Below are 15,373 nucleotides of genomic sequence, written 5' to 3' on the forward strand. Positions count from 1 at the left end.
TTCTTTCTGTGATTTTTGCTTTAACGATATAGATGAGCCATACCCACGATGACGTTTTACACCTTTTCTATTGCAGTGACTTATCAGCAGTTTTTGCAGCACTATTCGGGCGCGGCGAGTAGCGTGTTATTGATGACCGATTGCGGCCTGAAATTGCAATTACCTGCTGTACGTTTACGGCCATTTTTGCGTCAAAGCGGGATACATGGTCGATTTAAAGTTACCGTGAATGCATTGAATAAGTTTCATACTATTGAGCAAATTGCATCTTGATTCGCTGATGTCTTGCACGTCGTTCTGCTTGCAAGCTATTCCACTAGCCAGGGCCGGTATACCACTCAGCAAAATCCATACGCCAGTCACACATTCGCGGATTGGTCTTTGCCAACGCACTAAAAGTGTAACGTTTACGCAACAACTGATCTTACAATAGCCGTAATACATCGCCGTGAATCTTTAGCCGTTGAACTGAAAAGGTAAGCGGAGAAAAACCAATCTCATGAATGAGTTATAAAACTCTATACTTGATTGATAAACAGAACGATGGAGTATGGCTATGACGACACCTGATCCCATAGTGCCGGTATTACTTGAGAAAGTGTATGGCTTAATCCAAGACAAGATTGAGAGCAAGCAACAAGCGTTAGTGGAAGTGTTTGCTCAACGATTGTTAGGCCAGTTAGCCGATGATGATTTACTGCAACGTAATGAATCCGACCTTTATGGCGCAGTACTGAGCCTGTGGCATCATTTAGTGCAGAATCAACCGGATAAAATCTCTGTCCGCGTCTATAACCCCACCTTAAGCCGCTATGGCTGGCAATCGACGCATACGGTTGTCGAAATTGTTACCCCTGATCGCCCATTTCTGGTCGATTCAGTCCGAATGGCATTAACCCGCTTGGGTATGACCAGCCACTTAATGCTCAATGGCCCGTATTATTTTAAACGCAATGATAGCGGTACCATCATTGATGCGTGTGGGAAAGATGGCGAGTTGCAAACCCTGTTTCACATCGAAGTCGATAGGCTCAACAAGAAGCAAGAACGAGAGATGCTCAAGCAAGAACTCGAGCTTGTCCTGAATGATGTGGAAGTGGTGGTGAATGATTGGCAATCCATGCAACAAAAACTGAAGATGGTAGTGGAAGAACTCAAATCCGCGGTACTGCCGGTTGAGCAAGAGACACGGGATGAAACCATTGCTTTTCTTGACTGGCTTACCCACCACAACTTTACCTTCATGGGCTATCATCAGTATGATTTGATTGCGGTAGAGGGCGATTATGAATTACGTCCTTGTGACGGTAGTGGGTTGGGGATCTTAAATAAACCCGAGAAAGTTCGCACACTGCGCCTGTCACAATTGCCAGAATCCGCCCGTATTGAGGCCCGAAAAACCGAGCTACTTATCCTCACCAAAAGTAACGGCAAATCGAAAATTCATCGGCCTGCTTATACTGACTACATCGGCATTAAACGTTTTGACCGCGATGGTAACGTCATTGGCGAACACCGTTTTACCGGCCTTTACGCCTCCACGGCGTACCACCAATCCACCATGAATATTCCACTATTGAGCGATAAAGTGGCTCGCATTCTTGAAGAAAGTGGGTATTCCAGTGGCTCGCATTCGTGGAAAGCGTTGAATAATTTGCTCGAAACGTACCCGCGTGATGAGCTGATCCAAGCCAACGAAAAAGAAATGTTGGAAGTGGGACGCGGCGTGGTACGCATGCAAGATCGCGACTTACTTCGGTTATTTGTGCGTCGTGATCCTTTTGGGCGGTTCTTTTCTTGCATGGTGTATGTCACGAAAGAGCGTTACAACACAGAGTTACGCCGCAAAACCCAAGCGGTACTTCAGGGGTATTTTGCCTCAGAACAAGATGTAGAATTCACCACCTTCTTTTCAGAAAGCCCGCTCGCCCGCACGCATTATATTGTGCGGGTAGAGAACAATAACTATGACATCGATGTGAAAACGATAGAGCATAACTTGGTAGAAGCCGCGTCATCATGGGAAGACCGTTTGTACGGATCACTCAAAGCGAATTTCGGGGAAAGCCAAGGTACCTTGTTGGCGAAGAACTACGCCAGTGCGTTTCCACGGTCCTATAAAGAACAAATGTTACCGGGCTCTGCCGTCGCAGACATTGCCCAATTAGAAGCACTGAGTGAAAACAATAAATTGGGCATGCTGTTTTATCGACCGCAGGAAGAAGCGAACGATTCCCGTTTTGTTAAGCTCAAATTGTTCCACCGTGATGAGCCGATTCATTTGTCGGATGTGATGCCGATGCTTGAAAACCTCGGCTTGCGGGTGATTGGTGAGTCGCCGTATCAAGTGGTGACCGCTGAAGGGATCGTATATTGGATCCTTGATTTCGCCATGCTGCATAACGCCTGTACGGGGATTGATCTCAGCGAAGCGAGAGATCGCTTTCAAGAAGCCTTTGCCGCTATTTGGTATGGTGAATTAGAAAGTGACGGTTTTAATCGCTTGGTGTTGTGCGCCGGCATTACCGGTCGCGAAATCACCATTTTGCGTAGTTTTGCCCGTTATATGCGCCAAGTCGGCTTCCCGTTCAGTCAGCACTATATTGAAGAAACCTTATCGAGCCACAGTAATTTGGCGAAAGACTTAGTGGCGTTATTTCGATTACGCTTTGATCCGGCTGAACATTATGACGAAAAAACCGAACAAGGACTGATCTCTCGGCTGAACGAAAAACTCGAGCATGTAGAAAGCTTGGATGATGATCGGATCATCCGGCGCTATATGGACATGATCCAGGCCACGCAGCGTACCAATTACTACCAAAAGAATGAACAAGACCAGCCGAAACCGTGGTTATCATTAAAACTGCGTCCCTCTGAAATCCCCGATATTCCAGCTCCGGTGCCATTTTTTGAAATCTTTGTGTATGCACCTGATATTGAAGGGGTGCATTTACGCGGTGGCAAAGTGGCGCGTGGCGGATTGCGTTGGTCTGACAGGCAGGAAGACTTCCGAACGGAGATTCTTGGCTTGGTGAAAGCCCAACAAGTAAAAAATACTGTCATTGTGCCGGTTGGCGCAAAAGGCGGCTTCGTGTGTAAACGCCAGCCGCAACTGTCTGGTCGAGAAGCGATCCTTGCCGAAGGTCAGCGTTGCTATAAACGCTTTATTCGTGCGCTACTTGACGTGACCGATAACATTGTCGATGGTCAGCTGATCCCGCCGGAGAATGTCGTGCGTCATGATGAAGACGATCCGTATTTGGTGGTCGCGGCTGATAAAGGCACGGCGACATTTTCTGATTTGGCTAATAGCGTTTCAGAAGATTACGGCTTTTGGTTGAGGGATGCGTTTGCGTCCGGTGGATCCAATGGCTATGACCATAAAAAAATGGGCATTACAGCCAAAGGGGGCTGGGAGTCAGTTAAACGGCATTTCCGCGAGCTAGGGATAAATTGCCAGGAAGCCGATTTCACCTGTACCGGTATTGGTGACATGGCGGGGGATGTGTTTGGTAATGGGATGCTCTTATCCAAGCATATTCGGTTGGTCGCGGCCTTTAACCACATGCACATCTTTTTAGATCCTGATCCGGATTCAGCCAGCAGTTGGGAAGAACGGGAACGCTTGTTTAATCTGCCGCGATCCAGTTGGGAGGATTATGATCCTACGTTGATCTCCGAAGGCGGCGGCGTGCATTCACGTCGCAGTAAGTCAATCAAACTGACGCCCCAAGTGCAGACATTGTTGGGTACTCGCAAACAAAGCTTACCCCCCAATGAACTGATTGGGCTGATTTTAAGAATGGATGTTGATTTACTTTGGAATGGAGGGATTGGCACTTACGTGAAAGCGGCCACTGAAACCCATACCGATGTCGGCGATCGTGCGAACGATGCACTGCGTGTGAATGGCGTCGAGTTACGGGCTAAAGTTGTCGGAGAAGGCGGTAATTTGGGCTTAACCCAATTGGGCCGTGTGGAGTTTGCCAAGCGGGGCGGTTTGGTGAATACCGACTTTATCGACAATGTTGGCGGGGTGGATTGTTCCGATAACGAAGTCAACATCAAGATTTTGCTTAACAGCTTGGTGGCTGGCGGCGACCTGACCTTCAAGCAACGTAATGAGCTATTGGAACGAATGGAAGAGGAAGTTGGTGATATCGTTTTAGATGATGCTTATCGACAAAGTGAATCGATTTCAGTCACACAGCAGCAGCACATACAGTTGCTGAAAGAGCAGATCCGTTTTATTCATCATTTGGAGAAAAACGGTAAGTTGGATCGCGCGTTGGAATATCTGCCAGATGATGACACCCTTGCTGAGCGAGAAAAAGCGGATATGGGGCTGACGCGTCCGGAATTGGCCGTGTTGGTTGCTTATGGAAAAATGGTGCTTAAAGAAGAGCTTGTGTCAGATGAAGTGGCCAGTGATCCTTATCATGCCCGGTTGTTACCGGCGTATTTTCCGAAAGAGCTGCAAGCGCAATACCGGGGGCAGATGGAGCAGCACCCGTTACGTAAAGAGCTGATCGCCACCAGCTTAGCCAATGAAATGTCGAATGAAATGGGCTGCAATTTCGTAACGCGCTTACAGGAAGAAACCGGTGCATCGGTGGCGGAAATTGCTGGTGCGTATTCAGTCGGGCGTGAAATTTTCAATTTTGCCCACTGCTTTGAACAGGTGAGATCGTTGGATAATGTGATTCCAGCCAGTGTGCAATATGAAGTGCTGTACCGATGCCGACGGATGTTGCGCCGAGCCACCCGCTGGATTTTACGCAACCGTGATAGAAAATTGGGCATTGAACAGATGATTGCTTTCTATCAACCCGTGGTGAACCGTCTGCGAGAACATCTGGACAGTTACCTTGTCACAGAAGAAGTGCAAGAGCACCATGAGCAAGCCCAAAGTATGATCGCACAGGGCGTGCCTGATGATTTAGCGATGAATGTGGCACGACTCAGTAGCCTGTATTCGGCTATGGACATCGCGCAGATAGCCAAAGAGTTAGACAAAGAAATCGACTTTATCGCAAAGGTGTACTTTGTGGTGGGGGCGGACTTGTCGCTGCACTGGTTCCTGAAACAGATCCACCATCAACCGGTTGAAAATCATTGGCAGGCATTGGCGAGAGCGTCTTTCCGAGAAGATTTGGATTGGCAACAACGGCAACTGACATCTGCGGTGATCACGCGCGGCATGGAAGGGGAGGATGTGCAAAAACTGCTGGATCATTGGGTGGATGAAAACCGTCTTGCTATTCAGCGTTGGAATACGGTGTTGGCAGAATTCAAAGTGGGAACAACGCACGAATTTGCGAAGTTTTCTGTCGCATTACGAGAGTTAATGTTGCTGAATCTCAATTGCCGTACCGTGGTTTGATGCTAGATTGACCAACAATATCAAGATTGCATAGTGTATCGGCCATCAGCGTATGTTTGATGGCCGATTTGTTTAACAATAGCAATATAAGTTAAACGTTTGCTTTTTAAGTGAAAAAACAAACTGCTACTTATTGTTGTTAGGTGTCATCCTGCATAGATAAAGCGTGTTTTTATCAATAAACTTGAAATTATTTATTGTTTTTGGATAAGAAAGGGGGATAATACCTACCCGTTTACACGGGGCTTTTATTAGGAGGTACAATGATTTACCGCCTCGCTCGATCTGCAATTTTTCAGCTGGATGCTGAAAAGGCACATGATCTGGCTATTCAGAACTTTTCTCGCTTTACTGGCACTCCTCTCGATCTATTCTATCGTCAACACGTTCCTGATCGTCCTGTTGAAGTTATGGGCATTACGTTTAAAAACCCTGTGGGTTTGGCAGCGGGACTAGACAAAAACGGCGAATGTATCGACGCATTCGGTGCAATGGGTTTTGGTTTCGTTGAAGTTGGCACTGTGACGCCACGTCCACAGTCAGGCAATGATAAGCCTCGTCTTTTCCGTCTTATTCCTGCTGAAGGTATCATCAACCGCTTTGGTTTTAATAACCTAGGTGTCGATAATCTGATCGAAAACGTGAAGAAGACCAAATACGATGGCGTTATCGGTATTAATATCGGTAAAAACAAAGACACGCCAATCGAAAAAGGTGCGGAAGATTACCTGATCTGTATGGAGAAGGTGTATCAATATGCAGGCTATATTGCCGTGAATATTTCTTCACCAAACACGCCAGGACTGCGCACATTGCAATACGGCGAGATGTTGGATGAGTTGCTGGCGCAGTTGAAAGAAAAACAACAAGCGTTGGCAGAGCAGCACGGTAAATATGTCCCGCTTGCACTGAAGATCGCACCTGATCTTGAAGATCACGAGATCAAGCAAATTGCAGCGTCATTGATCAACAATAAGATCGATGGCGTTATTGCAACAAACACCACGCTCGATCGCTCATTGGTCGAAGGCATGAAGCATTGTGATGAAATGGGGGGGCTAAGTGGCCGTCCGTTACAGAACCGCAGCACTGAAGTCATTCGTCTGTTGGCGAAAGAGCTAGACGGTGCACTGCCTATCATTGGGGTCGGTGGCATTGATTCTGCTGTGTCTGCCCGTGAAAAAATGGCGGCAGGTGCCAGCTTAGTGCAGGTGTACTCTGGTTTTATCTACCACGGTCCAAAACTAGTGAAAGATATCGTCACGCATCTTTAAGAGATGGTGGGAAGGGTATGACGCCGAATAAAAACGGCGATGGCGTAAATCGTACGTCATTGTGGCTAGATCGATAAAAGTGTGACGATGTCACCTTTTTAACGTGTCTTTAGCGTCTCAAGACAGCCCTTCATGCGTTATCAGCGGTAAGTGACTGTTTAATGAAGTACCGATAGGATCCGTCCTCTCGGTACTTTTTTGTCTGAATTATAGCCAGTCGCCACTTTTACTGTGTTTTTTGTCAATATTTCACTTGTTTCACAGTCTGTTTTGCTGTTTATTTCCTCTTTTTATTTAACCTGCAAAAAGTAAAATTCTCCTAAAGTTTTTTGTAAGGCGTTGGATAAACAAGAACACGAACGGATTTTGGAGCGTAACATGTTGAAACCGAATAATTCATGGATGTGGTATTACGACCAACACAATGATGCGCTAATGCTTGATCTGGGCGAAGAGATGATCTTCCGTGTCGCCATTCCAACGAAACACCTTGTCCCTTGTGCGTTCGCAAAAACCGTTTTTACGGTTGACGACGCGACAACCTACCAAACGTACATCGAGAGCTTACACCAGCTCGACCTTTCTGCCCCTCGTAAAGCTGAGTTGGCACTGAACGCCGTTGCAGCCAGTCGTTTTCATAAGCCCTTAATGCCAAAAAGCTGGTTCTTCCAGGAACAGAGTCGGGGGGTTGAGCCGAGTAACGGCGATGTCGTCACTCTGACCACGGAATTTGGTGAAGCGAATTACGTCGTTATTGAAAATAGTGGCTGTGCCAGTTTGTGTATGATGGCAGATGTCGCTCCTATTACGTTGACGGTATCGAAAGAAATGGCTTTTTGCGAAGTGATCAAAGTCATGAATAACCGCATGAAACCATTAGAGATTATTCAAGAAAGTGCACTGCATTACGCGCTTGTTGGCTAATTTTTCGTTGTTATAGCGTTCTTTATTGTATTACGCCTTCCTTTCACGCACCGCTTTGGTGTGCGCCTTGTTACCTTAGTTTCCCCCCTTTGATGCTCAATCACTTCCCACTGTTTTCCGCTTCGCTTAATACTCTTCCACCTGTTGCTTATTCGATCCATCGAATGTCGTCCCAGCCAATACCTACGTTTTGATACCTTGCGTTCAGATACAACACAGATACGCAGTTCGAAGAAGGGTAGGCCAGTCCCACCGTTTGCACGCCTTATTCTGCTTACAGCTTCGCTACGTACGTTTTTGCTCTGTGCATTGCACACTCTCCGTTTGTTCATCGCTTGCTTGTTCCATACTTTGCTTATCCTGTTTCGCTTAAATGCGGAGACCATGCTGGGTGGAAAAATCGTCCGCCGCAATGGGCTTGATAGTGGCATGATCGGTAATAGGAAAAGGAATGCCGAAGGCTAAGCGATAAAGCCATCATTAAGGCGCTGTATAGCGATTTGTACGGTTTTTTGATGATGAGCGTTAAATTTACTGTTCATTGTACACGGCGTGACTGAGTGCGATATGGCTGCTTTTTTGTTGATGATTGAAATCATCGGCGAAGAAAGGCTTTATTTCTGTTTATAAATCATGCAAGCAAAGTGATACGTCTCGAATTTTTTTATCTTTTTTGCCTTTATTTTCTGCCTCTTTTTCGTCAAATAAGACAAAAAAACCGCAATAATTCACTTATTGAAATGGCAGATCAGGTGAAGATCTTCCTCTATTTCCGCTTTAATGTAATTCAGTTACAACCACTGTGAGGTTGCCATTCTGTCCGCTCAGGCAATACTTTCCATTTGGGAAATTATTAGGATTGCATCCTCATTCATCGTGGTGGCCGAGTGGAGAACCAAAGGCAGTGTAGAGCATTGAGTGGGCATAAATTGAGCATAATCTTGTTGGTTTCTGGTTTTCTTGTTTAGTTTTTGGCATGCCATTTGGGGTCTAACTTATTAATTATAAAGGGTTTTTGTATGATTGTGCTCTTGTGTGAACAATGGCGGCGAGGCGATTGGTGATATTTGTGAACAATCTGGAAAGGGGTTGATCGCTCTCATTGTGCATGTGTGTAAACGCAATTTATGTATTTAAGTGTCGATGCAGCGTCAGGTTGTGGGTATCGGACAGCAATTGAAGGGAGGGATGAAAGATGGCCTATCTTGAAGCGAGGGACAGATTGTCGTTTTTTTAACTAAATGAGCCTTTAACGCCGCTTTAGCACAAGGTATTTGAGTGCTTTTCAGTTATAATTCACGGCAACATAAGAGCGAAAAGAACGTCATGAATCAATATCTAGCTATTACCTCTCGAGGTCTTGAAAACCTTCTTGCAGAAGAATTGGAGCAACTGGGCGCCCAGAACATTCAGGTTGTGAGTGCCGGTGTTCGTTTTAAAGCCGAACAAGCAACAGCTTACCGTTGCTGTCTTTGGACGCGCATTTCATCCCGTATCATCCAAGTCCTGAGTGAATTTAATGTCCGTGATGACATGGATCTGTACTTGGGTGCCGCTGCGATTAACTGGCCAAGCTACTTTGGTAGCGACACGCGTATCATCGTTGACTTCAACGGTACCAACCGTGAAATCCGCAACAGCCAGTACGGTGCGATGAAAGTGAAAGATGCCATTGTGGATAAATTCACAAAGGCGGATCTTCGTCGTCCAAACATCGACCGTGAGCGTCCAGATCTGCGTATTCATATGCGTCTATCTGGCGAGAAAGGTGTACTTGGTCTGGATATGGCAGGTAGTGGCTTGCACCAGCGTGGTTACCGTAGTGAGGCAGGTAAAGCCCCGTTGCGTGAAACCCATGCTGCAGCGTTGGTCATGAAATCGGGTTGGACGGAAGATAAACCGCTACTCGATCCAATGTGTGGTTCAGGTACGCTGTTGATTGAAGCGGCGATGATGGCAGCACAAATTGCACCGGGTCTGAAGCGCAAGAAGTGGGGCTTTGAATCCATCAAAGACTTCGACAAAGAAGGTTGGTTAGAAATTCACGCAGAAGCGACCGTAAAAGCGCGTCGTGGTGTGAGTAATGTAACAACGAAGTTCTTTGGTCGTGAGATGGATCGCCGAGTGTTGACGATTGCGCGTGACAACGCAGGTCGTGCAGGCGTGAAAGATCTGATTGATTTTGAATACGGTGATGCAACCCAACTGATTTGCCCTGAAGGCTTCTCACACGGCGTGGTGCTTTGTAACCCTCCATACGGTGAGCGTCTGGGTACAACGCCAGAGCTTATTTCACTTTACGGTGATTTCGGTAACCGTTTGAAGTTGGCCTTTGCTGGCTCGACGGCGTCTATTTTCTCCTCGTCGAATGAATTGCTAAGCTGCTTGCGTATGCGTGCAGACAAGCAGTTTAAGCTGCGTAACGGTGCGCTTGACTGTGTGTTGAAGACATACTGGATCACGGCGGGCGGTGTGAAGCATGTTGAAGGTGAAAAAGAGGGTGTGGTTGAAGAAACACAAGTAGCGCCTGATTTTGCGAACCGCCTGAAGAAGAACATCACCAAGTTGGATAAGTGGGCGAAGAAAGAAGGTATCAGCTGTTACCGTATCTACGATGCCGATTTGCCTGACTACAATGCGGCAATTGATAAATACAACGACTTCTTGATTATTCAAGAATACGCGGCACCTAAATCGATCCCTGAAGAAACCGCGCGTCGTCGTGTGATGGACATCTTGCGCGCCACGATTCAGGTAACGGGTGTTGATAACAGCAAAGTGATCCTGAAAGTGCGTGAGCGCCAGAAAGGTAAGAGCCAATACCAGAAGCTATCCAGTGCTGAACGTCACATGATTGTGAACGAGTACGGTGTTGACCTGAAAGTGAACCTGTATGACTACCTGGATACGGGTCTGTTCTTGGATCACCGTATTACACGCCGTAAACTGGGTGTTATGGCACAAGGTAAAGATTTCCTTAACCTGTTTGCTTACACCGGCTCAGCAACGTGTCATGCCGCTTGCGGCGGCGCGAAGTCGACTACCACGGTTGATATGTCCAACACGTACCTGCGTTGGGCGCAAGAGAACATGGAGCTAAACGGACAGGTAGGCAGTCAGCACCAGTTTGTACAAGCAGACTGTTTGCAGTGGCTACAAGAAGTGGATGAGACCTTTGACTTGATCTTCATCGACCCGCCAACGTTCTCTAACTCTAAGCGTATGACTCAGAGCTTTGATGTTCAACGTGATCACATCATGTTGATGGAAAACCTCAAGCGTATGCTGCGTCCAAACGGACAAATTGTTTTCTCGAACAATAAGCGCCATTTCAAAATGGACATCGAGAAACTGAATGAACTTGGCCTACAGGCTAACAACATTTCTGATAAAACGTTGCCAATGGATTTCGGCCGCAATAAGCAGATTCATAACTGCTGGATCATCACCCACAAGGAAGACTAAGTGCTAATCACACTTTACAGCACTGAGGGATGTCATCTTTGCGAGCAGGCTTTTAGCCTGCTCGTTCAAGCCGGCGTAGAAGAGCGCGTTCAAGTGGTAGATATTGCCTTTGATGATGCGCTCTTTTTGCGTTACGGCACCACCATTCCGGTGCTTTCACTTCATCCCACAGACTCAAATTCATCAAATACCGAACTCGGCTGGCCTTTTGACGCCGACGTTTTGGCAACATGGTTAAAAAACAATGGCTTTAATTAATATTAGTAATGCGCAACTTGCGTACGGTGATCACGCTTTGCTTGATAAAGCGGAATTCGTTCTTCAACCCAATGAACGTGTGTGTTTGGTGGGACGTAACGGTGCAGGTAAATCCACCTTCATGAAAGTGGTTACCGGCGACGTTGTGCTAGATGACGGTAGCATTCAGCGTCAAACAGAACTAAAAATTTCGCGCCTAGAGCAAGACCCACCGCGTAATGCAGAAGGCAACGTGTTTGATTATGTTGCTGAAGGTTTGGCGGAAGTGGGTCAGGTACTGAAAGAGTATCACCACCTGTTAGATTTGATTACGGTTGATCCAAGTGAATCAAACCTTAACAAGTTGATGAAAGCGCAGGAAAAAATTGACCATGCAAATGCTTGGCAGTTTGATAACCAAATAACGACAGTGCTAGAAAGCTTGCACCTTGATCCGCATACCTTGCTCAGCGATCTATCAGGTGGCTGGCAGCGTAAAGCGGCACTGGCGCGTGCATTGGTTTGCAGCCCAGATATCTTGTTGCTGGATGAGCCAACGAACCACTTGGATGTGGCAACCATTGAATGGTTAGAAGGCTTCCTGAAGAGCTTCCGTGGTTCAATCATCTTCATCTCTCACGACCGTGCGTTTATTCGCTCAATGGCGACCCGTATTCTGGATCTAGACCGTGGCAAGTTGGTTTCTTTCCCTGGCGACTATGAGCTGTATCTTGAAAGCAAAGAAGAGATGCTGCGTGTAGAAGCGGAACAAAACGCCGAGTTTGATAAAAAACTGGCACAAGAAGAAGTGTGGATCCGCCAAGGCGTGAAAGCGCGTCGTACCCGTAATGAAGGCCGAGTACGTGCCCTAAAAGCATTACGTGCTGAGCGCAGTGAGCGTCGTGAAGTGGTCGGCAAAGCTGACATGAAACTTCAGGATGCGAACCGCTCTGGTAAGATCGTCTTTGAAGCAGAAAACATCTCTTACAGCTATGGCGATGCAACCATCATTAAAGATTTCAGCTTTACGGTGATGCGTGGTGATCGTATTGCCCTTATCGGGCCAAATGGTTGCGGTAAGAGTACATTGCTGAAAGTGATGCTAGAGCAATTAACCCCAACGTCGGGTAAGTTCCATTGCGGTACGAAGATTGATGCGGCTTACTTTGACCAGTACCGTGAAATCCTAGATCCAGAAAAAACCGTTATCGATAACCTTGCTGACGGCAAGCAAGAAGTGACCATCAATGGCGTAACACGTCATGCACTGGGCTATTTGCAAGATTTCTTATTCCACCCACGCCGTGCACGTACGCCTGTAAAAGCGTTGTCTGGTGGTGAAAAGAACCGTCTATTGTTAGCCAAATTGTTCCTTAAGCCTAATAACCTGCTTATTCTCGATGAACCGACGAACGATCTAGATATCGAAACATTGGAACTTTTAGAAGAAATTCTTGCCAATTATCAGGGTACGTTGCTTTTGGTCAGCCACGATCGTCAGTTTGTTGACAATACTGTGATGACAAGCTGGATTTTTGAAGGCAATGGGGTTATCGAAGAATACGTAGGCGGTTATCATGATGCTCAAGCGCAACGTGCTAACTCATTAACAAACATTGCAAAAAAACAGGCTGCTGAATTCGAGCAGGCTAAGAAGAAACAAGAAAATAACAAGCCGCGAGAGGCGACCCGTTCTACGCCTAAGAAGAAGCTATCTTATTCGCTTCAAAAAGAGCTAGAGGGCCTACCGCTTAAAATTGAAGAACTGGAAAACGAAATTGCTCAATTGCAGGAGCAAATTAACGATCCTGCGTTCTTCCAAGACGTGAAAAATGATACTCAAGCCACGCTGAATCGCTTAGCTGAAGTGGAAGCGGAATTTGAAACAGCATTTGAGCGCTGGGAAGAACTAGAGGCAATGCAAAAGGAATCTTAATGCAACAGAAGACGTTAAAGTTATCTACACTGGCGATCTTGATCGCCGGTGCTACTGGAGCGAATGCGGCGGTTTATAAAGTTGTCGAAGTGACGGGTGACAGTGCTGTTTCAAGCCAAGAGTACTATGGCTTGGATATGACGAACCGAACTGAATACTACGGCCAAGGCATTACTGCATCTGACGGTACCGAAAACTGTTTCGCGACCTCGTGTGGTAACGCTGATAACTACTCGGTGTTTGGTGAAAGTCGTTTTGGTTCTGATGGCGTACCATACCGTGATGTGATCCCGTACATCAGTGATAACTACCAAGAAATCAATGATGAAGATCGTCTTTACAGTTACTGTTCTCGTAACCTTGGTCCTAATACGTGTGATAACTGGGCGCTGACCCAGTATTACGGCAAAGGGTATAACACCAATGCGATAGAAGATCGTACTGGCTTGGGTGGATTAGTGCGTGAGCAGGAAGCGTGGAGTAAGAACTACTACGCGAATGCGACAGCAATGCTCGGTACGAGTAGTTTTTCTGCAATCGAAACCTTTGCTAGCAATGAAGTGGGCTATGATTCTGCGGTTGTTCCGACACTGGGTAGCATTGTAGATGTAGATGGTGCTCACTCGTCAACGAACACTGTCGTAAATAGTGTAGGCAGTAATTTTGCTATCGGGATTGCTAGCGGTGCTTACTTTGAAAAAGACGGCCGTTTTGCGAGACAGTTTAACAAGCGTGGCTTTGTTAACTATGGCGATCCTGCATCCCCAAGTGAGAAAGTAAGGCTGGACCCGCTCCAAACCAATCAAACCAACCAAACCAACGCGTTCGTTAAAAATGCAGGTCAGTCATTAGCGTTTGAGGCAGTTGAATACCCAGCAGGTAAATTGTTGGTTGTTGGTAGTGCTTCGTTTGCACCAAGTAACTTCGACGATGTTGACAGAAAAGTGCCTAATGATAACCGTGATGGCGATCCTCTTTTCAATGATGATGCATTTAGGAAGTGCCCAACGTATTTTGCGGATGCAGCGAACGTTGATTTAGCTGGTTTCTATGGCTCGAAAGAGTGTCAGTTGTCGGTATTTGCTAACGATGCTGTCTTTTGGACGGTTGATGGTACATCGCAGTCGGTAGAAGCGAGCTTGCTCGCGAAGCGTGAAGCATCAGATGGCGAATATAAGACACTCGATCCAGATAATGATGATCGTTCTTTCCAAGCGGGTGCTACATCTGTGTCGCTAGTGGATGGAAAACCAGTTGTCGCCGGTTTCAGTACCGATTCCGTCGATCATGAATCTATAGATAAAGCGTTTGGTGGTATTTACGCTATTCGTGCCGCGGTTTGGGAGTTGGATTCTACGGCTACGTCAGATGTAACGGCTGAATCTTGGACGCGTAAAATCATTCCAGGCTTAGCAATTGAAGATGGTGACGGTGATCGTCGTTTGACGTATAGCCTTGCGACGGATGTGAATGAGAACAACAAGGTCATTGGTGTGGCGAAAAATGCCAACTCTGATAACCGTTCCTACTCTGAGCGTATGTTTGTCTATGACAATGCAACGAAACCGACAGCACCTACGTTCCTAGATAGCAGTGTGTCATCTCTTTTCTTTGCAGGTGCGAATGGTTACCCGGCCGCGATCAACAACCACGATCAGATCGTGGGCAAGTTGGATGCAGAAACGGTCAACCAGGTTGATGGTCGTTTCCGTCGTCAACGTGCGTTTACCTATGTGATGGGTGATATCAGCAAAGATTTGCCAGCGGCAGATAAAGAGAAGATGGCACTGAAGCAAGGCAATGTGTACTTCTTGGATGACCTTGTCAATGACGGTAATGCATCGGGTGCGGCTAACCAATACCGCATCTTTGAAGCGACTGACATCAATGACGCAGGTGTTATCTCTGCAACCGCATTTAAGTGTGCTGGTGGCTACGATAACCTGAGCAGTACATCATTCTGTCAGGGTGGTGCGGCTGATTCAGAGCGTACCGTTGCGGTGAAGTTGATTCCGATTGCAGCAAGCGAAAACCCAACGGTTGATGTGCGTCCATCGGCAGATAGCACCATTGAACGCAGTGGCGGTTCTTTGGGTGTGTTTGCACTGACAGTACTCGGTTGGTTAGGGTTCCGTCGCAGAAAGTAATTTT

At 46.7% G+C, this 15,373-nt stretch carries 8 protein-coding genes; all 8 read left to right on the top strand.

Annotated elements, in window-relative coordinates; all coding sequences use genetic code 11:
• Positions 1–48: 48 nt before the first annotated feature.
• On the top strand, positions 49–273 hold the full coding sequence (locus tag ACSF8W_RS18265) for a DUF2835 domain-containing protein (RefSeq protein WP_500848589.1): 225 nt from the start codon (positions 49–51) through the stop codon (positions 271–273).
• Positions 274–556: 283 nt separating this feature from the next.
• On the top strand, positions 557–5,386 hold the full coding sequence (locus tag ACSF8W_RS18270; RefSeq protein WP_500848590.1) for an NAD-glutamate dehydrogenase: 4,830 nt from the start codon (positions 557–559) through the stop codon (positions 5,384–5,386).
• Between the two features lie 263 nt (positions 5,387–5,649).
• Positions 5,650–6,660 (top strand): quinone-dependent dihydroorotate dehydrogenase, encoded by a 1,011-nt coding sequence (gene pyrD, locus ACSF8W_RS18275; protein ID WP_500848591.1) that lies wholly within the window; start codon positions 5,650–5,652, stop codon positions 6,658–6,660.
• A 378-nt stretch (positions 6,661–7,038) separates the two neighbouring features.
• Positions 7,039–7,584: a cell division protein ZapC gene (locus ACSF8W_RS18280; protein ID WP_428478514.1), complete on the top strand. Its 546-nt coding sequence runs from the start codon at positions 7,039–7,041 to the stop codon at positions 7,582–7,584.
• Positions 7,585–8,910: 1,326 nt separating this feature from the next.
• The gene (gene rlmKL / locus ACSF8W_RS18285) at positions 8,911–11,049 is read left to right on the top strand and encodes a bifunctional 23S rRNA (guanine(2069)-N(7))-methyltransferase RlmK/23S rRNA (guanine(2445)-N(2))-methyltransferase RlmL (protein WP_500848592.1); all 2,139 of its coding nucleotides are present in this window, start codon (positions 8,911–8,913) and stop codon (positions 11,047–11,049) included.
• The gene (locus ACSF8W_RS18290) at positions 11,050–11,307 is read left to right on the top strand and encodes a glutaredoxin family protein (protein ID WP_500848593.1); all 258 of its coding nucleotides are present in this window, start codon (positions 11,050–11,052) and stop codon (positions 11,305–11,307) included. It abuts the gene before it with no gap.
• Positions 11,294–13,222 (top strand): ABC transporter ATP-binding protein, encoded by a 1,929-nt coding sequence (locus ACSF8W_RS18295; protein ID WP_500848594.1) that lies wholly within the window; start codon positions 11,294–11,296, stop codon positions 13,220–13,222. Before ACSF8W_RS18290 ends, ACSF8W_RS18295 begins: the two co-directional genes overlap by 14 nt.
• Entirely contained in the window at positions 13,222–15,369 is a 2,148-nt protein-coding gene (locus ACSF8W_RS18300) for a DUF3466 family protein (RefSeq protein WP_500848595.1), read from the top strand. Before ACSF8W_RS18295 ends, ACSF8W_RS18300 begins: the two co-directional genes overlap by 1 nt.
• The last annotated feature ends 4 nt before the right edge of the window (positions 15,370–15,373 follow it).

This window comes from Photobacterium sp. 270122K (assembly GCF_059941365.1).